This window comes from Burkholderia sp. PU8-34, from assembly GCF_053427725.1.
Window position 1 is genome coordinate 171,854 of the sequence record NZ_JBSAXC010000012.1, and the last position, 21,571, is coordinate 193,424.

General features: G+C 68.5%; 21 protein-coding genes. 13 read left to right on the plus strand and 8 right to left on the minus strand.

Translation table 11 applies throughout. The annotated features are described in order from the left end of the window. Positions 1-246 precede the first annotated feature (246 nt). From ACV22Z_RS25645 to flgA, 3 genes are all read right to left on the minus strand, one after another. Entirely contained in the window at positions 247-687 is a 441-nt protein-coding gene (locus ACV22Z_RS25645; protein ID WP_448079077.1) for a flagella synthesis protein FlgN, read from the minus strand. A 79-nt stretch (positions 688-766) separates the two neighbouring features. Beyond that, on the minus strand, positions 767-1,102 hold the full coding sequence (flgM, locus tag ACV22Z_RS25650; RefSeq protein ID WP_448079078.1) for a flagellar biosynthesis anti-sigma factor FlgM: 336 nt from the start codon (positions 1,100-1,102) through the stop codon (positions 767-769). A 140-nt stretch (positions 1,103-1,242) separates the two neighbouring features. Beyond that, entirely contained in the window at positions 1,243-2,406 is a 1,164-nt protein-coding gene (gene flgA / locus ACV22Z_RS25655; RefSeq protein WP_448079079.1) for a flagellar basal body P-ring formation chaperone FlgA, read from the minus strand. A 204-nt stretch (positions 2,407-2,610) separates the two neighbouring features. Here flgA and flgB point away from each other — a divergent pair, with 204 nt between their 5' ends. The 13 genes from flgB to ACV22Z_RS25720 all read left to right on the plus strand — a co-directional run bounded on the left by flgB (position 2,611) and on the right by ACV22Z_RS25720 (position 16,109). Beyond that, complete coding sequence (gene flgB, locus ACV22Z_RS25660) at positions 2,611-3,099, plus strand: flagellar basal body rod protein FlgB (RefSeq protein WP_448079080.1); 489 nt, start codon at positions 2,611-2,613, stop codon at positions 3,097-3,099. Between the two features lie 61 nt (positions 3,100-3,160). Then, entirely contained in the window at positions 3,161-3,586 is a 426-nt protein-coding gene (gene flgC, locus ACV22Z_RS25665; RefSeq protein ID WP_448079081.1) for a flagellar basal body rod protein FlgC, read from the plus strand. 46 nt (positions 3,587-3,632) lie between these two features. Next, positions 3,633-4,379, plus strand: a complete 747-nt coding sequence (locus ACV22Z_RS25670) for a flagellar hook assembly protein FlgD (protein ID WP_448079082.1) — start codon at positions 3,633-3,635, stop codon at positions 4,377-4,379. A 27-nt stretch (positions 4,380-4,406) separates the two neighbouring features. After that, on the plus strand, positions 4,407-5,657 hold the full coding sequence (flgE, locus tag ACV22Z_RS25675) for a flagellar hook protein FlgE (RefSeq protein ID WP_448079083.1): 1,251 nt from the start codon (positions 4,407-4,409) through the stop codon (positions 5,655-5,657). Between the two features lie 20 nt (positions 5,658-5,677). After that, complete coding sequence (gene flgF / locus ACV22Z_RS25680) at positions 5,678-6,436, plus strand: flagellar basal-body rod protein FlgF (protein ID WP_448079084.1); 759 nt, start codon at positions 5,678-5,680, stop codon at positions 6,434-6,436. A 35-nt stretch (positions 6,437-6,471) separates the two neighbouring features. Beyond that, positions 6,472-7,260: a flagellar basal-body rod protein FlgG gene (gene flgG / locus ACV22Z_RS25685; protein ID WP_448079085.1), complete on the plus strand. Its 789-nt coding sequence runs from the start codon at positions 6,472-6,474 to the stop codon at positions 7,258-7,260. Positions 7,261-7,281: 21 nt separating this feature from the next. After that, positions 7,282-7,971: a flagellar basal body L-ring protein FlgH gene (flgH, locus tag ACV22Z_RS25690; protein WP_448079086.1), complete on the plus strand. Its 690-nt coding sequence runs from the start codon at positions 7,282-7,284 to the stop codon at positions 7,969-7,971. A 4-nt stretch (positions 7,972-7,975) separates the two neighbouring features. Next, positions 7,976-9,130, plus strand: coding sequence for a flagellar basal body P-ring protein FlgI (locus ACV22Z_RS25695; RefSeq protein WP_448079087.1), 1,155 nt, complete (start codon positions 7,976-7,978; stop codon positions 9,128-9,130). Further along, a complete protein-coding gene (gene flgJ / locus ACV22Z_RS25700) occupies positions 9,131-10,138 on the plus strand; it encodes a flagellar assembly peptidoglycan hydrolase FlgJ (RefSeq protein ID WP_448079088.1) in 1,008 nt (335 codons plus the stop codon). Positions 10,139-10,447: 309 nt separating this feature from the next. After that, the gene (locus tag ACV22Z_RS25705; protein WP_448079089.1) at positions 10,448-11,203 is read left to right on the plus strand and encodes a flagellar brake protein; all 756 of its coding nucleotides are present in this window, start codon (positions 10,448-10,450) and stop codon (positions 11,201-11,203) included. Positions 11,204-11,380: 177 nt separating this feature from the next. Then, a complete protein-coding gene (gene flgK, locus ACV22Z_RS25710; RefSeq protein WP_448079090.1) occupies positions 11,381-13,354 on the plus strand; it encodes a flagellar hook-associated protein FlgK in 1,974 nt (657 codons plus the stop codon). Positions 13,355-13,373: 19 nt separating this feature from the next. Continuing rightward, complete coding sequence (gene flgL / locus ACV22Z_RS25715; protein ID WP_448079091.1) at positions 13,374-14,612, plus strand: flagellar hook-associated protein FlgL; 1,239 nt, start codon at positions 13,374-13,376, stop codon at positions 14,610-14,612. 189 nt (positions 14,613-14,801) lie between these two features. Then, positions 14,802-16,109: a solute carrier family 23 protein gene (locus tag ACV22Z_RS25720; protein WP_448079092.1), complete on the plus strand. Its 1,308-nt coding sequence runs from the start codon at positions 14,802-14,804 to the stop codon at positions 16,107-16,109. A 45-nt stretch (positions 16,110-16,154) separates the two neighbouring features. On the opposite strand, the gene ACV22Z_RS25725 is transcribed toward ACV22Z_RS25720, so the two are convergent. The 5 genes from ACV22Z_RS25725 to ACV22Z_RS25745 all read right to left on the minus strand — a co-directional run bounded on the left by ACV22Z_RS25725 (position 16,155) and on the right by ACV22Z_RS25745 (position 20,982). Then, on the minus strand, positions 16,155-16,598 hold the full coding sequence (locus tag ACV22Z_RS25725) for a hypothetical protein (protein WP_448079093.1): 444 nt from the start codon (positions 16,596-16,598) through the stop codon (positions 16,155-16,157). Positions 16,599-16,777: 179 nt separating this feature from the next. Continuing rightward, positions 16,778-17,284: a Csu type fimbrial protein gene (locus tag ACV22Z_RS25730; RefSeq protein ID WP_448079094.1), complete on the minus strand. Its 507-nt coding sequence runs from the start codon at positions 17,282-17,284 to the stop codon at positions 16,778-16,780. After that, positions 17,281-19,578, minus strand: coding sequence for a fimbria/pilus outer membrane usher protein (locus tag ACV22Z_RS25735; protein WP_448079095.1), 2,298 nt, complete (start codon positions 19,576-19,578; stop codon positions 17,281-17,283). Before ACV22Z_RS25735 ends, ACV22Z_RS25730 begins: the two co-directional genes overlap by 4 nt. Before the next feature lie 25 nt (positions 19,579-19,603). After that, positions 19,604-20,344 (minus strand): fimbrial biogenesis chaperone, encoded by a 741-nt coding sequence (locus ACV22Z_RS25740; protein WP_448079096.1) that lies wholly within the window; start codon positions 20,342-20,344, stop codon positions 19,604-19,606. A gap of 131 nt (positions 20,345-20,475) precedes the next feature. Continuing rightward, complete coding sequence (locus tag ACV22Z_RS25745; protein ID WP_448079097.1) at positions 20,476-20,982, minus strand: Csu type fimbrial protein; 507 nt, start codon at positions 20,980-20,982, stop codon at positions 20,476-20,478. Positions 20,983-21,571: the final 589 nt, after the last annotated feature.

The window sequence follows — 21,571 nt, forward strand, 5'->3', positions numbered from 1 at the left end:
ACGCAGAGGCGGGCGGTGCCTGCCGCCCGCCGATCATCGATGCCGTCCGGTCTGTTGTTGCCGCATCAGGCGGCGCGGCTGCGCTGCCGCGTATCGGCGGGACGCGTGTGCCGGACTGGGCGCCGGCCTGTCGAAGCGGAATGTGTGGTGAGCCGGGGTGTGACGGGGTGGCCCTGACGCGGGCCGTTGACCGCAGCCGGTGTCAGTGCTTCGTCAGCGCTTCGTCAGCGCTTCGTCAGCGCTTCGTCAGCGCATCAACGCCGCCACCCGTCCATCCGGTCCGTAGACGCCGGTCGGCGCGGGCGCCGAGCGCAGCACCGCGAGCGCGCGCTCGTTGTAGTCCATCCGGATGCGGATCAGCATCCCGTTGGTCGCATTGGCCTGGCGCGCACGCTCGGCGGATTGCTGCAGCAGCCGCCAGCGGCCGGCGAGGCGCGCGTCGCGTTCGGCGGCCTGGTCCATCCCTTTCTTGCCGCCGGGGAAGCCGAGCGCCGACAGCTGCGTGTCCCGCGCGCGTTCGAGCCGCGCGAGCCGGTCGAGCAGCGCGCTCTTCTTTTCGATGATGTTCGGCAGCATCGCGAGCGGCTCGGGCGTCGTCAGCGCCTTCTCTTCGTAGGCGAGCAGGGACGCGAACGCTTCGACCGTCGCATGTTCGTCGTTGACCGTGGCCAGCAGCTCGTCTCTCATCGCGTCTCGCTCGTCACGCCAGCGCGCGGCAATTCGCGCGCCGGCAAAAAACCAGGGGGCGCCGGCCTGTCGGGCCGGCTCAGCTGCCCTGCGGGCGCTGCTGCTGCAGCAGCTCGCGGGCGGTATTCAGCACGCCGTCGGCGATCTTGCCCGGATCGATCGTCAGCGTGCCGTTGTTCAGCGCGTCCTTGATCGACTGGACGAGGCCCGTGTTGATGTCCGCATTGCCGGACGCCGACATCGTGCGCAATTGTCCGGACAGCCCCGACAGGTTCACGGTCGCGTCGCCGCCGGTCGCGCCTGCGGGCGCCGACTGCTCGCCGGACGCCGCGGGTGCGCCTTGCTGCGGGCGGGCCGCGCCGGTGCCGGTGGCCGGGGCGCGGGTGTTCGGGGTGGGCGTGGAATCGATCTTCACGATGGTGTTCCTGTACGGTTTGACCCAGATAACGGCATGGCGGGGCCAAACTTTAGCACCGTGTTTCGGGCGATTCCTCCAAATAAACAATCCTTTGCATTCTTACAACTGCGCTCCCCGATGCTCGGCGGGAGCGGACCCTAAAGCGGAATCTCCACCGTACCCGCGTCCTTGACGATCGCGGTGACGATCTGTCCCGCCGCCATCCGCACCCGCACCGACTGGCCGGGCGCCGCGTTCGCGAGCGCGCTGCCCTCGGCCGAAATCGTGAATCCGGGCCCGGCCGCGACGACCCGCACGGTCTGGCCGGCCGACACCGACGCCGCGCTCTTCAGCATGTCCTGTCGCAGCGGCAGCCCGGCGGCGACGCGCGCGAGCGCGGTCGAGCCGATCGCCTGCGACGGATCGGTGATCACGGCAAGCGGCAGCACGGTCAGGTCGCCGTCGCGCGCGACGAGGTCGGCCGCGGTCAGCGCCTCGCCGGGCGCGATCTGCCGCGCGGCGACGTAATAGGTGGCCTGCACGGCAACCTTTGCCTGCAGGTAGACCGTCCACGGCCGCTCGCCCGCGCAGCGCACGCCGACCGTCGTGCGGCCCCACAGGCGCGCGCCGGTCGGCAGGAACGGCTCGAGCGTCGTGCAGGCGGCGAGCCCGCGCGGAAACGCGGCCGCGACGGTCGCCGTCGTCTTGCCGGGGAGGCCGGCGATCTGCTGCTGGAGAAAGGCGAGCGCGGCGCGGCGGATCGTGTCGGGATCCTGCTGGCCGGGCGGCACGGCCGGTGCGGGTGCGACCGTCGCCGTAGCAGAGGCGGAAGCGGGCGGCGTAGCCGGTGTGCGCATCGCCGTAGCGGAAGCGGGCGGTGCAGCTGGTGTGCGCATCGCCGTAACCGAAGCGGGGGGCGCAGCCGGCGTGCGCATCGCTGCCGCTGCCGCCGTCGCGCTCGCGCGCGCCGCCGCCGGGCGCGGCGCGAACGCCGGTCGGGGCGCTGTGCGGGCGGTGTCCTGCACGATCTCGCCGGGCGTACCCGCGACAACCGTCACGATCCGGCCCGGATCGGCGGCTGCCGGCATCGCGCCCGCATTCACGTTTCCGGAAAGCCGGCGGCCGCTGCTTGCCGCATTCGCATTCGCGAGCGCGGATTCGGCGGTCTCGCCGCGTCCCGGAATCACGATCATCCCGTCGTCCGCGGCCTGCGCCGCCGCCGGGACTGTCCACAGCGCCGTCCACAGCGCCACGGCGAGCGCGAACGCGCGCCGCGCGCGCGGCCGCCGTCCGTCGTCGCTGCGAAATCCGCTGGGAGCCATCGCCATATCCTCGACCCGTTGATCCGCTTTGCATTCTAGGGAGCCGGACCGCCGCGCAAACGATGAATAGAGGGGGGCTTTGCCGCGTTATTCGCCCGATTGCCGGTTGCGTGCGCCGCCTACCATGCTTGTCATGGAAAAAAGCCTCTTTGGCCGCCGTGCGGCGAAAGAGCGGGTCAGCGCTGCACACGGAGAGACGCACAGATGCTGGACAGACTCGATGCCGAATTCGCGTTCGGCCGCCAGGCGCTCGACGTGCGCGCCTATCGGCAGGAACTGCTGTCGTCGAACATCGCGAACGCGGACACGCCCGGCTACGAGGCGCGCGACGTCGATTTCGCGTCGACGCTCGCCCGCTCGCTGAAGCAGACGGGCGGCGCGCTCGCACCGAGCAACGCAGCGCCGCTCGCGATGGCGCAGCCGGCCGGCGTGACGAGCGGGATGTCGATGGTGTCGACGGCGCCGGGCCACATGGCCGGCACCGCGAAGCTGATTCCGACGGGCGGGCCGGCCGACGACTACGGCCGCGCGCAATATCGCGTGCCGCTGCAGCCGGCACTCGACGGCAACACGGTCGATCTCGACGTCGAGCGCGTGCAGTTCGCGAACAACGCGCTGCACTACGAGACCGGGATGACCGTGATGACCCAGCAGATCAAGGCGATGATCGCCGCGATCACGTCGAATTCGTGACCGCGCGGCCGCCCCGAACCGCCAGCCCGCATCGAGCACACACCGAGCATAAGGAGCCTCCATGCCCTCGTTGATGAACATCTTCGGCGTCGCCGGCTCGGCGCTGTCCGCGCAGTCGCAGCGCCTGAACGTCACCGCGTCGAACCTCGCGAACGCGGACAGCGCGACCGGCCCCGACGGCAAGCCGTACAAGGCGAAGCAGGTCGTGTTCGCGACCGATCCGGTCGGCGGCGCGCGCACGGCGTCCGGCCAGGGCGTGGGCGGCGTGCGCGTGACCAAGGTGATCGACGATCCGTCGCCGATGAAGTCGACCTACGACCCCGCGAACCCCGCCGCCGACGCGAACGGCTACGTGCAGATGCCGAACGTCGACCCCGTGCAGGAAATGGTGAACATGATCTCGGCGTCGCGCTCGTACCAGGCCAACGTCGAGACGCTGAACACCGCGAAGCAGCTGATGCTGAAGACGCTGACGATCGGCTCGTGAGCCGCGTTTTTACCGACCTGACAGACCAGACAGAAGGCCCGACCGGATGACCTCCTCCTCCACGACGATCGGCACCAGCGGCACCACCGTGTCGACTCTGCCGACCGACACGATGAACACGAACAACGTGTCGACGACCAGCACGTCGGCGAGCGACCTGCAGGCGACGTTCCTGAAGCTGCTCGTCACGCAGCTGCAGAACCAGGATCCGACGAGCCCCGTCGACAGCTCGCAGATGACGTCGCAGCTCGCGCAGATCAACACGGTGAGCGGCATCGCGCAGCTCAACACGTCGCTCACGTCGCTGTCGACGCAGCTCGCGGCCGGCCAGCAGACGCAGGCGGCGATGCTGATCGGCTCGAACGTGCTCGCGCCGGGCAATGCCGTCACGGTAAAGAGCGGCGCGGCGACGCCGTTCGGCGTGTCGCTCGCGAGCTCGGTGTCGAACCTGACGGTCACCGTGAAGAACGCGTCGGGCCTCGTCGTGAACACGATCAATGCGGGCGCGCAGTCGGCGGGCACCGTGCCGTTCAACTGGACGCCGACCGACGCGGCCGGCAATGCGTTGCCGGACGGCAAGTACACGATCAGCGCGAGCTACACGGACAGCACCGGCACGCCGCAGACCGTGACGACGCTCGCGGCCGCGCAGGTGCAGAGCGTGGTCAAGCAGGCGGACGGCACGGCGGGGCTCGTGCTGTCGAACGGCTCGACGGTGGGCCTCACGCAGGTTGCGTCGATCTACCCGACCACGTCGTCGTCATCGTCGTCGACCGGCACCACCACCAACTGATTCAGCTTCCTCGAAACGGAGACCGAGATGGGTTATCAACAGGGTTTGAGCGGCCTCGCGGGCGCGTCGACGGACCTCGACGTGATCGGCAACAACATCGCGAACGCGAACACGGTCGGCTTCAAGTCGAGCAGCGCGCAGTTCGCGGACATGTACGCGAACTCGATCGCGACGTCGGTCAACAACCAGGTCGGCATCGGCACGTCGCTGAACTCGGTGCAGCAGAATTTCAGCCAGGGCACGATCAACACGACCAACTCGGCGCTCGACGTCGCGATCAACGGCAACGGCTTCTACCAGATGTCCAACAACGGCGCGATCACGTACTCGCGTGACGGCACGTTCCAGCGCGACAAGAACGGCTACCTCGTGAACGCGCAGGGCATGAACCTGATGGGCTACGCGGCGAACGCGAAGGGCGTGATCAACTCCGCGCAGACCGTGCCGCTGCAGGCGCCGACGACCAACATCGCGCCGACGCCGACGACCACGATCACCGGGCAGTTCAACCTGAACTCGCAGGACGCGCCGGCGACCACGACGCCGTTCAGCTACACCGACTCGACGAGCTACAACTACTCGACGTCGGTCCAGACCTACGATTCGCTCGGGGGTTCGCAGCAGGTCAACATGTACTTCGTGAAGACCGCGACCGGCACGTGGGAAACGTATGCGGGCGTGGCCAACCAGACGCCGACCGACCTCGGCACGGTCACGTTCAACGCGTCCGGCGGCATCGCGAGCACGACGGTGCCGGGCGCGACGACGCCGCCGACCCCGACCGCGGCGCTCGGCCAGTTCCAGTTCACGATCCCGACCACCGACGGCTCGGCGACGCCGCAGAACCTGACGCTGAACCTCACCGGCACGACGCAGTACGGCGGCAAGGACGGCGTGAACAACCTCGCGCAGGACGGCTACGCGAGCGGCACGCTGACGACCTTCACGATCGGCTCCGACGGCAAGGTCACGGGCAACTACTCGAACGGCCAGACGGCGACGCTCGGCCAGATCGTGCTCGCGAACTTCAACAACCCGAACGGCCTCGTGAGCATCGGCGGCAACCAGTACGTCGAGACGGCGCAGTCGGGCGTGCCGCAGATCTCCACGCCGGGCAGCACGAACCACGGCACGCTGCAGGGCAGCGCGCTCGAGAACTCCAACGTCGACCTGACGAGCCAGCTCGTGAACCTGATCACCGCGCAGCGCAACTACCAGGCGAACGCGCAGACGATCAAGACGCAGCAGACCGTCGACCAGACGCTCATCAACCTGTGACGCGCGGATAACGGGCAGCCATGGACCGACTGATCTATACGGCGATGACGGGCGCGTCGCAGTCGCTCGACCAGCAGGCGATCGTCGCGAACAACCTCGCGAACGCATCGACGACCGGGTTTCGCGCGCAGCTCGCGAACTATCGCGCGGTGCCGATGAATTTCGGCGACGGCAGCACGAGCGATCCCACGACGACGCGCACCTACGTGCTCGCGTCGACGCCGGGCGCGGATTTCGCGCCGGGGCCGCTCACGCGTACCGGCAATCCGCTCGACATCGCGGTGCAGGGCGCCGGCTGGCTGTCCGTGCAGACCGCGGACGGCAGCGAGGCGTACACGCGCGCGGGCAACCTGCACGTCGACCAGAACGGCCAGCTCGTCACTGCGACGAACCAGCCGGTAGTCGGCAACGGCGGCCCGATCTCGGTGCCGCCGAACGCGGAGGTCACGATCGGCAAGGACGGCACGGTGTCCGCGCTGATGCCGGGCGACCCGCCGACCGCGGTCGCGATCGTCGACCAGCTGAAGCTCGTCAATCCCGATCCGGCGACGCTCACGCGCGGCGACGACGGCCTCTTCCGCACCGCCGACGGCAATCCGGCGGATACCGACCCGACCGTCGTCGTCGCGCCGAATTCGCTCGAAGGCAGCAACGTGAACCCGGTGAACGCGATGGTCGCGATGATCGACAACGCGCGCGCCTTCCAGCTTCAGTCGAAGCTGATCCAGACGGCCGACCAGAACGAGCAGTCGGCGAACCAGCTGCTCAATTTCAGCTGAGCGCCAGCGCCAGCCCACGCAGGAGAACCAACCGAATGAACCGTTCGCTCTACATCGCCGCCACCGGCATGAACGCGCAGCAGTCGCAGATGGACGTGATCTCGAACAACCTCGCGAACGTCAGCACCAACGGCTTCAAGGGCTCGCGCGCGGTGTTCGAGGACCTGCTGTACCAGACGATCCGCCAGCCCGGCGCGAACTCGACGCAGCAGACCGAACTGCCGTCGGGCCTGCAGCTCGGCACCGGCGTCCAGCAGGTCGCCACCGAGCGCCTGTATACGCAGGGCAGCCTCACGCAGACCGGCAACTCGAAGGACGTCGCGATCAACGGCGCGGGCTTCTTCCAGGTGCTGATGCCGGACGGCACCAACGCCTACACGCGCGACGGCTCGTTCCAGACCAACGCGCAGGGCCAGCTCGTCACGTCGAGCGGCTACCAGGTGATCCCGGCGATCACGATCCCGCAGAACGCGACGTCGATGACGATCGGCAAGGACGGCGTCGTCACGATCACGCAGCCGGGCTCGACCAACGCGGTGCAGATCGGCTCGCTGCAGGTCGCGACCTTCATCAACCCGGCCGGCCTCGAGGCGAAGGGCGAGAACCTGTTCGCGGAAACCACGTCGTCGGGCGCGCCGAACGTGTCGCAGCCGGGCCTGAACGGCGCGGGCACGCTCAACCAGGGCTATGTCGAGGCGTCGAACGTGAACGTCGTTCAGGAGCTCGTCAACATGATCCAGACGCAGCGCGCGTACGAGATCAACAGCAAGGCCGTGACGACGTCCGACCAGATGCTGCAGACCGTCACGCAGATGAAGAGCTAACCGGAAATACGCGTCGTCGCCATGAAGCAGGTTCGCCTCCTCCCGTTCGCCACCGATCGCGCAGCATGCGTGCTCGCGGTGGCGGCGTTCGCCGGCTGTGCGCAGATCCCGCACGATCCGATCATCCAGCAGCCGATGACGGCGCAGCCGCCGATGCCGCAGGCGATGCAGGCGCCCGGCTCGATCTACAACCCGGGCTATGCGGGCCGGCCGCTGTTCGAGGACCAGCGGCCGCGCAACGTCGGCGACATCCTGACGATCGTGATCGCGGAAAACATCAACGCGACGAAATCGTCGGGCGCGAACACGAACCGTGCGGGCAATACGAGCTTCGACGTGCCGACCGCCGGCTTCCTCGGCGGCCTGTTCGCGAAGACGAACCTGTCGGCCGAAGGCGCGAACAAGTTCACCGCGACGGGCGGCGCGAGCGCCGCGAACACGTTCAACGGCACGATCACGGTGACGGTGACCGGCGTGCAGCCGAACGGCAACCTGATCGTCAGCGGGCAGAAACAGATGCTGATCAACCAGGGCAACGAGTTCGTGCGTTTCTCGGGCGTCGTGAACCCGAACACGATCTCCGGCGCGAACTCGGTCTACTCGACGCAGGTCGCCGACGCGAAGATCGAATACTCGGCGAAGGGCTACATCAACGAAGCCGAGACGATGGGCTGGCTGCAGCGCTTCTTCCTCAACATCGCGCCGTGGTGATGCCATGAAGTCCTTGCTCCGAAGCCTGTCGTTCAGCGTGCTTGCCGTGTGCGCGTGCCTGTGCGCGTTCGCCGCCGGCCCCGCGCACGCGGAGCGCCTGAAGGATCTCGCGCAGATCCAGGGCGTGCGCGACAACCCGCTGATCGGCTACGGCCTCGTCGTCGGCCTCGACGGCACCGGCGACCAGACGATGCAGACGCCGTTTACGACGCAGACGCTCGCGAACATGCTCGCGAACCTCGGCATCTCGATCAACAACGGCTCGGCGAACGGCGGCAGCTCGTCGCTGACCAACATGCAGCTGAAGAACGTCGCGGCCGTGATGGTCACCGCGACCTTGCCGCCGTTCGCGCGGCCCGGCGAGGCGCTCGACGTGACCGTGTCGTCGCTCGGCAACGCGAAAAGCCTGCGCGGCGGCACGCTGCTGATGACGCCGCTGAAAGGCGCGGACGGGCAGGTGTATGCGCTCGCGCAGGGCAACATGGCGGTCGGCGGCGCGGGCGCGAGCGCGAACGGCAGCCGCGTGCAGGTGAACCAGCTCGCGGCGGGTCGCATCGTCGGCGGCGCGATCGTCGAGCGCGCGGTGCCGAACGCGGTCGCGCAGATGAACGGGATGCTGCAGCTGCAGCTGAACGACATGGACTACGGCACCGCGCAGCGGATCGTGTCTGCGATCAATTCGAGCTTCGGCTCCGGCACCGCGACCGCGCTCGACGGCCGCACGATCCAGCTCGCGGCGCCGGCCGATTCGGCGCAGCAGGTCGCGTTCATGGCGCGCCTGCAGAATCTCGACGTGAGCCCGGACAAGGCCGCCGCGAAGGTGATCCTGAACGCGCGCACGGGCTCGATCGTGATGAACCAGATGGTCACGCTGCAAAGCTGCGCGGTCGCGCACGGCAACCTGTCGGTCGTCGTCAACACGCAGCCGGTCGTGTCGCAGCCGGGGCCGTTCTCGAACGGGCAGACGGTGGTCGCGCAGCAGTCGCAGATCCAGCTCAAGCAGGACAACGGCGCGCTGAAGATGGTGACGGCCGGCGCGAACCTCGCCGACGTCGTGAAGGCGCTCAATACGCTTGGCGCTACGCCCGCGGACCTGATGTCGATCCTGCAGGCGATGAAGGCGGCCGGCGCGCTGCGCGCCGATCTGGAGATCATCTAAATGACGGCGAATCTTCCGGACGGGAACGGGAACGGCCTGACGCAGCGCTTCGCGCTCGACGTGCAGGGCTTCGACGCGCTGCGCGCGCAGGTCAAGCAGTCGCCGCAGGCGGGCGCGAAGCTCGTCGCGGGGCAGTTCGACGCGATGTTCACGCAGATGATGCTGAAGAGCATGCGCGACGCGACGCCCGAAGGCGGGCTGTTCGATTCGCACACGTCGAAGATGTACACGTCGATGCTCGACCAGCAGCTCGCGCAGCAGATGTCGTCGAAGGGGATCGGCGTGGCCGACGCGCTGATGAAGCAGCTGATGCGCAACGCGAACCTCGGCGCGGGCGCCGATACGGCGGCCGACGCCGGCGCGGCGGGCTTGGGCGCGGCCGGTTTCGGCGCGGCCGGCTCAGGCGCGGCCGGCAGCGAGGGCGGGATGGCCGCGATGAACGCGATGGCGAAGGCCTACGCGAACGCGGCCGCCAACAACGGCGCGCTCGCGAACGGGCGCGGCTACTCGGCGGGCAGCGCGCTGACGCCGCCGCTGAAAGGCGCGAGCGGCGTGGCCGACGCCGACGCGTTCGTCGACCGGCTCGCGGGCCCCGCGCAGGCGGCGAGCGCGGCGACCGGCATCCCGGCGCGCTTCATCGTCGGCCAGGCGGCGCTCGAATCGGGCTGGGGCAAGCGCGAGATCCTGGCGGCCGACGGCTCGACGAGCCACAACGTGTTCGGCATCAAGGCCGGCAAGGGCTGGACCGGCCGCACGGTGTCGGCGCTGACGACCGAATACGTGAACGGCACGCCGCGCCGCGTCGTCGCGAAGTTCCGCGCGTACGACTCGTACGAGCATGCGATGACCGACTACGCGAACCTGCTGAAGAACAATCCGCGCTACGCGGGCGTGCTGAGCGCGAGCCGCAGCGTCGAGGGCTTCGCGCACGGGATGCAGAAGGCCGGCTACGCGACCGACCCGAACTACGCGAAGAAACTGATCTCGATCATGCAGCAGATCGGCTGACCGGTCGCCGGACTGTCCGATTTGCCGATTCGGCCGATCGCCGATTCACGCCCGCTCCACCGTCCCCGCCACCGCCGGCACCGCTGCGCCCCCGCCGCCCATCCCCGCCGCCGATCCCCGTTGTCCGATCACGCCATGTTCGGCCGTACGCGGTTTGAACGTTTGCGCAAAAAAATTCGAGAAATCGATCTAAACTTTCGGACAGCACTGCCGCTAAGTGTGAGAGACCTGCGACCGGGTGACAGTTCTGGCCCGGTTTTATCGCGCATCGGTTCCCGTGCGCTCAATGACAAGAATGACCGGCAAGCCATGAATATCGATCAGTCGACGGACACGAGCCCCGACGCGGGGCATTCCGGGCCCGACTATGCCCGCCGCAACCCGCTTGAAATCGGCGTGCAGCTGCGCAACCTCGTGAGCCGCGGTGATTTCCTCACCGTCCAGTACCCGGGCGGCCAGCTCGTCACCCGGCTGCTCGAGGTCGACGTCGGCGCGCGCACCTTCACGTTCGACTGGGGGGCGCTCGCCGAGCAGAACAGCGGGATCCTCGCGGCCTCGCACTGCAAGTTCTCGGCCGCGCCGGACGGCGTGCGCGTCGAGTTCGCGACCCGCACGCCGCGCGAGACGCGCTTCGAGGGGCTCCCCGCATTCGAGGCCGATTTCCCCGACCTGCTGTACTGCATCCAGCGCCGCGAATATTTCCGCGTCGACGCGCCGATCGTCGATCCGTACCTGTGCCGCGGCAAGCTGCCGGACGGCGAGAGTTTCCTGTTCGAGGTGCACAACCTGTCGCTCGGCGGCGTCGGGCTGCGCACGGCCGACGAGCGCGTCGAGGCGCTCGAGGTCGGCACGCTGCTGCCCGACGTCGAGCTCGAGCTGAACGGCCACGGCAAGCTGTCGCTCGACCTGAAGCTCGTGTCGCAGCGTGCGACCGAGGTGCCGAACGGCTCGCGGCGCTACCAGCTCGGCTTCCGCTTCATGTCGCTGCCGGGCAGCGCGGAGAACACGCTGCAGCGCCTGATCACGCAGCTCGAGATGAAGCGCCGCCAGCTCGCGCGCGCCTGACGTCGGCTAGTCGGCTAGTCGGCTAGTCGGCCAGCCGGCCCGCCAGCCGGGCCGTTGCGCGCCGCGCAGGCACGCGCGGCCGCGTGCATTTTTCCCTCAATTTTTCCGATCCGCGGCCGTTATACCGGGAGTCACGCAACCGGCGGCCGCAGCGCGGCCCGCTCATCAGGATCGCGCATGTCCAACACTCTCATGAACCTCGGTCTCAGCGGCCTGAACGCTGCGCAATGGGGCCTGACGACGACCAGCCAGAACATCAGCAATGCTTCGACGCCCGGCTATTCGGTCGAGCGGCCCGTCTATGCCGAGGCGAGCGGCCAGTACACGGGCAGCGGCTACGTGCCGCAGGGCGTGAACACCGTCACCGTCCAGCGCCAGTACAGCCAGTACCTGAACGACCAGCTCAACAGCGCACAGACCCAGAGCGGCGCGCTGTCGACGTGGTATTCGATGGTCGCGCAGCTGAACAACTACGTCGGCAGCCCGACGGCCGGCATCTCGACCGCGATCACGAACTACTTCACGGGGCTGCAGAACGTCGCGAACAACGCGTCCGACCCGTCCGCGCGGCAGACCGCGATCAGCAACGCGCAGTCGCTCGCCGACCAGATCAACTCGGCCGGCCAGCAGTACGACACGCTGCGCCAGAGCGTGAACACGCAACTGTCGAGCACGGTGTCGCAGATCAATTCGTATACGACCCAGATCGCGCAGTTGAACCAGCAGATCGCGGCGGCAAGCGCCCAGGGGCAGCCGCCGAACCAGCTGATGGACCAGCGCGACCTCGCGGTGTCGAACCTGTCGAACCTCGTCGGCGTCCAGACCGTCAGCAACGCGCAGGGCTACAGCGTGTTTCTCGCGGGCGGCCAGCCGCTCGTCGTCGCCGACAAGAGCTACCAGCTCGCGGCCGTCACGTCGCCGTCGGATCCGAGCGAGCTGACCGTCGTGTCGCAGGGGATCGCCGGCGCGAACCCGCAGGGCCCGAACCAGAATCTGCCGGACGCGTCGCTGTCGGGCGGCACGCTCGGCGGCCTGCTGTCGTTCCGCAACCAGACGCTCGATCCGGCGCAGGCGCAGCTCGGCGCGATCGCGACCAGCTTCACCGCGCAGGTCAACGCGCAGAATGCGCTCGGCATCGACCTGTCGGGCAACGTCGGCAAGCCCCTGTTCTCGGTCGGCAACCCCGCCGTCTATGCGAACCAGGGCAACACGGGCAACGCGACGCTGTCCGTGTCGTTCGCGAACGCCGCGCAGCCGACGACGGGCGACTACACGCTGACGTACGACGGCAGCAAGTACACGCTGACCGACCGCGCGAGCGGCGCGTTGGTCGGCACGTCGCCGTCGATGCCCGGCTCGATCAACGGGCTGAACTTCTCGTTCCCGTCCGGTTCGATGAACGCCGGCGATGCGTTCACGGTGCTGCCGACGCGCGGCGCGACCGACACCTTCGCGCTCGCGACGTCGAACGGCTCGGTGATCGCGGCGGCGTCGCCGGTCGTGTCGTCGGCCGTGTCGACGAATTCGGGGACGGCCACGATCACGCAGGGCACGGTGAGCGCCGGCTACCAGGTGCCGGCCAAGACCACGCTGACCTACGACGCGTCGACGCAGACGCTGTCCGGCTTCCCGGCCGGCACGACGGTGACGATCGGCGGCACGTCGGTGACGATCGCGAGCGCGTCGACGCCGGTGTCGTACAGCGCAGCGACCGGCGCGACGCTGACGATGACGGGCAGCACGGCGGGCGCGATCAACGGCGTGAGCGTCACGCTGTCCGGCGCGCCGGCCGACGGCGACCAGTTCGTGATCGGCGCCTACGCGGGCGGCACCAACGACGGCAGCAACGCGCTTGCGCTGTCGAAGCTCGTCAATACGAAGACGCTCGCCAACGGCACGGCGACGCTGACGGGCGCTTACGCGACCTACGTGAACGGCATCGGCAACACCGCGAGCCAGCTCAAGTCGTCGAGCGCCGCGCAGACGGCGCTCGTCGGCCAGATCACGTCCGCGCAGCAGTCGGTGTCGGGCGTGAACCAGAACGAGGAGGCGGCGAACCTGATGCAGTACCAGCAGCTCTACCAGGCGAACGCGAAGGTGATCCAGACGGCATCGACGCTGTTCCAGACCGTGCTCGGCCTGTTCAACTAATCAAGCGAGGACCGAGGCGATGCGGATTTCCAGCTCCCAATTCTTCCAGCTGAACGTCGACCAGATGAACGATCAGCAGGCGCAGCTCTCGCAGCTCTACCAGCAGATCTCGAGCGGCGTGAGCCTGTCGACGGCGGCCGACAACCCGCTCGGCGCGGCCCAGGCCGTGCAGCTGTCGATGACGTCGGCGACGCTGTCGCAGTATTCGTCGAACCAGAACGTCGCACTGTCGTCGCTGCAGAAGGAAGACCAGACGCTCACGAGCGTCAACGGCCTGCTGAACAGCATTCATACGATCGTGATCCAGGCGGGCGACGGCTCGCTGACCGACAGCAACCGTTCGGCGCTTGCGACCCAGCTCGAGGGCTACCGCAACCAGCTCGTGACGCTCGCGAACACGACCGACGGCGCGGGCAACTACCTGTTCGCCGGCTTCCAGTCGACGACGCCGCCGTTCGTGAACAAGGCGGGCGGCGGCGTGGCCTACAGCGGCGACAGCGGTTCGCGCGAAGTACAGATCTCCGACACGCGCTCGATCTCGCAAGGCGACAACGGTGCGAGCGTGTTCATGTCGGTGCCGATGCTCGGCAGCCAGCCGGTGCCGGCGGCGGGCTCGGGCAACAACGGGACCGGCACGATCGGCGCGGTGACGATCACGAACCCGTCGGCCGCGACCAACGCGCACCAGTTCACGATCACGTTCGGCGGCACCGCGGCTGCGCCGACCTACACGGTCACGGACAACACGGCCGTGCCGCCGCCGCCGCCGCCGACCGCGCAGCCGTATACGGACGGCGCGGCGATCGCCGTCGGCAACGGCCTGACGGTGCCGGTGTCGGGCTCGCCGGCGCCGGGCGACACATTCTCGGTCACGCCCGCGCCGCAGGCCGGCACCGACGTGTTCGCGACGCTCGATACGATGATCGCCGCGCTGAATTCGCCGGTCGGCAGCAGCACGACCGCGGCGGCCGCGCTCGCGAACGTGATGACGACCGGCACGACGAAGCTGAACAACACGATGACGAACATCCTCACTGTGCAGGCGTCGGTCGGCGGCCGCGAGCAGGAAATCAAGGCGATGCAGACGGTGATGTCGACGAACTCGCTGCAGATCCAGAGCAACCTGTCGGACCTGACGAGCACGAACATGGTGTCGACGATCAGCCAGTACCTGCAGATGCAGAATGCGCTGACCGGCGCGCAGAAGGCGTTCGTCCAGTTGCAGAACCTGTCGCTGTTCCAGTACATCAATCCCTGATGTCCCGGGCCGGGGCCCGATGTAAGCGCCTGCTCACATCGGGTCTGGCCCTGTCCCCGCGCGCGTTCTGCGCGCCCCGCGCCGGCGCCTGCTTGCCAGCGCCATTCCCGCTCCGTACACTTCGCGCCAGATTCCAGGCCCGGCGCATCCGTCGCAGCCGGGCGACCGACAAGCCAGGAGCGTAACCCGATGTCCGATTCCTATTTCCCGCGCTGGCGGGTCCAACCGACCGGCGCGGCCGCGCGCGTCGTCGGCCTCGACGAGCGCCTGTCATGGCCGCAGATGATCGCGATGGGCGTGCAGCACGTGGTCGCGATGTTCGGCTCGACCGTGCTTGCGCCGCTGCTGATGGGTTTCGATCCGAACCTGTGCATCTTCATGTCGGGCGTCGGCACGCTGCTGTTCTTCGTGCTGGTCGGCGGCCGCGTGCCGAGCTACCTCGGCTCGAGCTTCGCGTTCATCGGCCTCGTGATCGCGGTGACGGGCTACGGCGGCAGCGGCCCGAACCCGAACATTCCGGTCGCGCTCGGCGGCATCATCGCGTGCGGGGTCGTGTATATCGCGATCGGCGCAATCGTGTCGGCGGTCGGCACGCGCTGGATCGAGACGCTGATGCCGCCCGTCGTCACGGGCGCGATCGTGGCGGTGATCGGCCTCAACCTCGCGCCGATCGCGGTCAAGGGCGTGTCCGCGTCGACCTTCGATTCGGCGATGGCGCTCGTCACCGTGCTGTCGGTCGGCGGCGTCGCGGTGTTCGCGCGCGGGATGCTGCAGCGCCTGTTGATCCTCGTCGGCCTCGTGATCGCGTACGCGATCTATGCGGTCGCAACCAACGGGATGGGCCTCGGCAAGCCGGTCGACTTCTCGATCGTCGCGCACGCCGCGTGGTTCGGCATCCCGGCGTTCCATGCGCCGGTGTTCGATCCGCATGCGATGCTGATGCTCGCGCCGATCGCGGTGATCCTCGTCGCGGAGAACCTCGGCCACATCAAGGCCGTGAGCGCGATGACGGGCCAGAACCTCGACCGCTACGTCGGCCGCGCGTTCATCGGCGACGGGCTCGCGACGATCGTGTCGGGCAGCGTCGGCGGCACGGGCGTGACCACTTATGCGGAGAACATCGGCGTGATGGCCGTCACGCGGATCTACTCGACGCTCGTGTTCGTCGTTGCCGCGCTGATCGCGATCGGGCTCGGCTTCTCGCCGAAGTTCGGCGCGGTGATCCAGACGATTCCGGGCCCGGTGCTCGGCGGCGTGTCGATCGTCGTGTTCGGGCTGATCGCGGTGACGGGCGCGCGGATCTGGGTCGTCAACAAGGTCGATTTCTCCGACAACCGCAACCTGATCGTCGCGGCCGTCACGCTCGTGCTCGGCGCGGGCGACTTCTCGCTGAAATTCGGCGGCTTCGCGCTCGGCGGGATCGGCACCGCGACGTTCGGCGCGATCCTGCTGTACGCGATCCTGCGCAAGGAGAAGGAGCCGGGGCCGGTGCTGTGAGCCGCGACGCGGAGCATGGCCGCCGGCCCCGGTGATCGCCGGCCGTCATGGGTTGGGCTGCACCGAAAACGTCACCGGCCATGCGAAGGTCCCGTCCTTCGCCTTCGGCGCGAACACGAAGCGATAGGTCACCGTGAAGGTCGTGTTGAGCGCCGTATACGGCACGGCGATCTTGCCGCCCGTCGCCGGAAGCACGACCTTGCTGCCGATTCCGCTGATCTCGATCGAGCTGAACTGCGACTGGCTGGCGGCGGCAACCTGCACCAGCACGGTGTACCCGACCCGGTCGTTGGTCTGGACCGCAAGGGTCGTCCCGGCGGGGTTGTTGACGTTCGTCACGCTCAGGTAGCCGATGCTCGTATCCTTGTTCGCGATCACGAGCTGGGCCGGACTGGTCGCCTTGAGCCGCGCGTACGGCTGGACCGTCGCGCCGACCTGCACCGACCGCGTGGCCTGCTTCGCATCGGCCGGGCCCGGCGCGGCGGCCAACAGGGCGGTCGATATCGCGGCAGTCGCGGCGAACAGCCTTCGCGTGCGGCGAGCGACCCGCTTCGATGCGACAGACGCCGCGCGGGTCCGTCCGCATGGGCTGCGCCGCGATGCGGCGGCGCTCGCTGTCTCGGTTCGATTCATGGTCTGCACCTGTTGTCTGAGTCCGTGATGGCGATCTAGTAATTGACGGTGATCGTGAGGTGCGGGTCCGCGTATCCGCCCGGCACGACGTTCTGGCCGCCGCGGATCAGCCCGTACACAGTCGCGTTGACGGTCCCGGCGCCGTTGATCTTGCCCCACGAAATCACCGACGTGCCGCTCGTGCCGTCGCCCCAGATCGACGTGTGCGCGCTGTCGAGATACAGGTTGTAGCCCAGCGTCTGCGTGCCGCCGGTCCTCGTCATCACGCGATTCGCGAAGGTGCCGCCGCCCGCGCTCGCCGTCACCATCGGTGTGGGGTTGCCGTTGCCGGTGCAGTTGACCGAGATCGTGATCGCGGAGGTGGCGGCATTGATCGTGTCGTACGTGCCGAACACCATCGACGACGGCGCATTCAACGTGCAGGTCGTCGCCGCGAGCGCGGGCAGCGCGGCCAGCACGCCCGCGCCGGCCGCGAGCGCCGCCGCGGCGGCGCGCAGGCGCGTCTGCCGGTCACGCCGCCCGGCATGCTTGCGATGTCTCATGGTGTGACTCCCTTGCAAAGATGGGTGCCCAGGTCCGGCAGCGGATCGTCGCCGGCGGGAAAGCGGACGGTCAGGTCGCACTGCTGGTCCCGCCACGTCGCGCGCAGGCGGTTCTGCTCCGACAGCCCGGTGAGATAGACGATGCCGTCGTGGCCGACCGGGAAGGCTTCCTTTTGCCCGTCAACCGTGACGATCGCGCCTGCCGGCAAGTGAGCGCCGTTCTCGAGATCGAGCGTGAGCACCGCGCCGCGCGAACGCGAGACCGGAAACTCGAGCGCCATGCCGCTGCGGAAATAAGGCACCGCGTCGAGCTTCAGCGTGCCGATCTTCGCGTCGAACGGCAGGTCGGCCTGCTCGATCGAGATCGGATTGCTTTCGTAGGCGCGCAGCCGTGGCAGCAGCGCGACGCCGTTGGCGTCGGTGTGCGCGACGAGCTGGTTGTCCGCGAGGATGCCGACGTTGGCGAAGCCCGGCACCTTGACGAGCGCGAAGCTGTCGGTGATCTGACGCGACAGGCGCGCCGTGCCGTCGACGAACGCGACGCCGCCCGCCGCGTTTGCCCGCACGCCGGCCCGGCCGCGATAGGACGCGGCTTCGACGCTGTAGGTGCCGGTGCGCGTCTGCAGCATCGCGCTCGCATCCTGCGCGTTGTTGCCCGCCTGAACCGAGTAGCCGAATCCTTCGCCGACCGGCAGGCTGCGCTGTACTTGCGCCAGCATGTCGGTGGCGCCCTGCTGGCGCGTCATCGTGAAGGACGCGCTCGTGCGGTTGTCGATCGGTATCGTCCACGCGACGCCGACGGTCGTCGCGCCCGATCCGCTCAGCGGCTTGCTGACGCTGACGTTCGCGAAGCCGAAGCGCCCGAGCTGAACGCTGTAGCTGAGCGACAGCAGCTGAACCTTGTTGTTGTCGCGATCGTCGACGAACACGTGCGCGAACCCGAGCGAGCCGAAGCGGCCCATTCCGACGCCGATGTTGAAGCTCGTCAGCAGCTTCGGCGCGGGCGTGTCCGGATCGAGCCCGATCTGCGCGAAATGCGGCGTGGCCCATTGCGCGTGCGCGCCGATGTCGACGAGGCCCGACTGGCTCTCGACGCCGATCGCCGCGAGGGCGCCGGGCCCGTCGGCGCTGCGGCTCGCCGCCGCGGACGCATTGACGACGCCGAGCGGCCCGGCCAGCATCACGCCGCCGACGCCGAGGTTCTGCCGGGATGCTTCGGCTTCGGCGTGGATCTCGCCGGTGAACCGGTCGGTCACGCCGATCCGGTGCGTCGCGCTGGCGAACCATCGTCCGTAGTCGTTGCTTGCCAGGCCGAAATCCCGCCGCTCCTTGCCGACCTCGTACGAGAAGTCCTGCATGCCTTGCTTGAGGAGATTCGCGCTCGCGTAGAACGACTGGGTGATCACCTGCTCGCGGCCCATGACGTCGCGCACCACGACCCGCACGTCGCCCTGGCCGGTCACCACGGGCACGTTGTTGATCGCGAACGGGCCGGGCGCGACGTCGCGCGTCGACGTGAGCGCGTTGTTGACGTAGACGTCGACGGTCGACGGCAGCACGGCCTGCCCGCTCACGCCCTGGAGCGGAATCGTGACGAGCCCGGGCTCCGTCGCGAAATTGGTCGCGTACTGAATGCCGCCGAAGCGGATCGCGCGGCCCCACATGCCGGGGCGGCTGATCGCGTCGCCGATGCGCAGGCTGGCGAGCTTGCCGGGCCGATCGGTCGTCCACGTGGTTTCGAGGCGCGTCAGCCGCCGGGTCGGGCCCGACTCGTCCGCGAGGAACGTGCCGACGCCGACGCCGAAGCGGTTGAAGAAGCCGAGCTCGAACAGGCCCGAGCCATGCGTCTGGCCCGCGGCCTGCTCCGCGAGCAGGTCGTAATTGAAGAAGCCGCCGATGCCCGGCTCGACCGCGGGCGGGCGGTTTCGCACCGTCTCGTCGAACGACGCGCCGACGAATGCGTCGGCAGGCACGCTGATCGACATCGTCAGGTTCTGCTCGTCGACCGTGCAGGCGAGCCCCGCGATCGATTTCAGCGGGTAGAACGGCGCGTCGGCGCCGGCCAGCGGCCGGACGTCGGGCACCTTGAGCCGCCAGCGCTTCAGGTCGTCGGCCGACACGTAGAATTCGCCGTCGCTCGCCTTGATCAGCAGCGCGGTTTCGTCGAGCCCCTGCCGGTTGATGTCGACCTGATACAGCAGCTCGGCCGCGCCGCCCGCCGTGCCGCCCGCCGCATCATGCGCCGCTGGTGCCGCGACAGGGCGTTCGTCCGCGAATGTCATCCGTGCGTTCATGATGATCGCGATCAGGATCGCCGCCTTAGCGGTCGCTCGGCGCGATCGTGGAGTCGATGTTGCCCGCATCGGAGTAGCCGACCAGACGCAATCCGGAAGCAACGGCCGGTGCGGCGCCGGAGCCGGATCTGAACACCAGCTGCCGCGACTGGCCCGGCAGAATGTAGGCGAATTCCGCATGCGTGGCGACCGGCCGGTCGCTGCCCGGCGTGAGCAGCTCGAGGTTCGCCACCTGCGCATGCGCCGTGCCTTCGTTGGTCACGCGCAGCGCGAGCATGCCGGCGCCGTTCGGATGCGGGTCCGCTGCCCAGCGCAGGCGAGGGGCGGTGTCGGTCTTCGGCCTTACGAAGATCGGCAGGCTCATTTCGAGCGCGATCTGCACGCCGGCGAACCCCGGCTTCGGCGTGGGCGGCACTTCGCGCAGATAGAGCCGGTAGCCGGTCTCCTGGTCCGCGCTCGGCGCGTGTCGCAGGCCGACCCGCACGACCTGCGAAGCGCCGGGCGGGATCGTGAAAATGGGCGGGGCGGCAATCAGGTCGCCGGTGGACGCATAGACGTCGTCGCCCGCGTTCTGCGACCACGCGGCGGTACGCAGCTGGACGATCACGGGCTCGTCGGCCGACTCGTTCCTGACCGTGAGCGCGACGCTCGTGTGCGCCGCGGACAGCTCGACGCGAACGGGAGACACCGTGAAGTTCGCGGCATGACTGTCGACGCATGCGGCCGCAAGCGCGGCGGCCGCGATCCACTTCGCGAGTTGGCACATGTTCGGTTTCATCGCAGTTCTACCCCTATGAGATTCGCGTCGCCATGCGCAGCGCTGCGCGCGACGGGCGCGGCGGCGGCCGGTGGGGAGGGCGCGCGCATGCGGGATGCGGCGGGCCCTCCCGCGCGGCACTAAAACGTCACGGTGACCGTCACCGTGTCGGCGTAGCTGCCCGGCACCGCGTTGGGCTGGTCCGGCACCTTGCCGTAGACGGTCTTGGTGATCGCCTGGGCCATCGCCATGCCTGCGCCCATGCCGTTGACGGTGTCGGTCGGAGGCGTGTTGCCCCAGACGATCGTGCGGTTCGAATCCTGATACAGCGCGTAATTGAGCTGATTCGAGCCGCTCGTCATGATGCGGTTCGTCACCGTGGCGCCCGACGTGGTGCCGGCATTCAGGCCGATGTTGAAGTTCGTGCCGTTCGTGCAGCGGACCGTGATCGCCGACTGCGCTATCTGGTCGCCGGTGCCAGGCGTGTAGGCGGGGAAGGTCAGCGCGCTCGCCGAGTCGATCAGGCAGGTTGCGTTGACGGTGGCGGACACGCCGAACGTCGAGCTGGTTTGGCCGGCCGATGCAGCGACGGCCGCGCAAGCGAGCGATGCGGCAAGCGCCGCCTTGATCAGTACGGGTTGCTTCATGATGGGTTTCTCCCTTGAAAGCTGAAAAGTGCGGCCGGTGCGACGAGACTGGCATTCGGGACGGGATCTCGATCGTCCGGAGGCGCGATGGGTCTTCTGGTCGTGTCGGAATCGGGTCGTTTGCTGGGTGGGTGCCTCCTTCGTGTCGGTATGCGCCGGCCGGATCGGCGCGGCGCTTGGGGCTCGGGAGGCCTGGCTCGGCGCTGCGGGGCGTACGACGTCTCGCAGCCGTCGCCGCCCCGCGCGCTTGTTTGCTCGCGGGGCGGCCTCAGGCGGCATTGACCGCGTGAACGGCGCGGATCGTCGTCGTGGCGCGCATGCGCCCCGCTGGGGCTTCCCGGGGTTCGACTATCGAATCGAGGCGTCGTGACGTCGGGTGACGGTGTGGACCGTGTCGGCGCATCGGACGTCGACGGCGCGAAGTTGCGCCGTCGGCGTCAGGGGATGCGTAACAGGAGCGGTGATGCGAGACAGCAGCCGTGTGACGGCCGAAATGATGTTCGACATGATTTCCCCGACTTGCTTGATGATTGTTTGTCGCCTGCATCGAGCCGCTCGGCCGTGCAGTCGTAATTGTCTGCACGGCTGC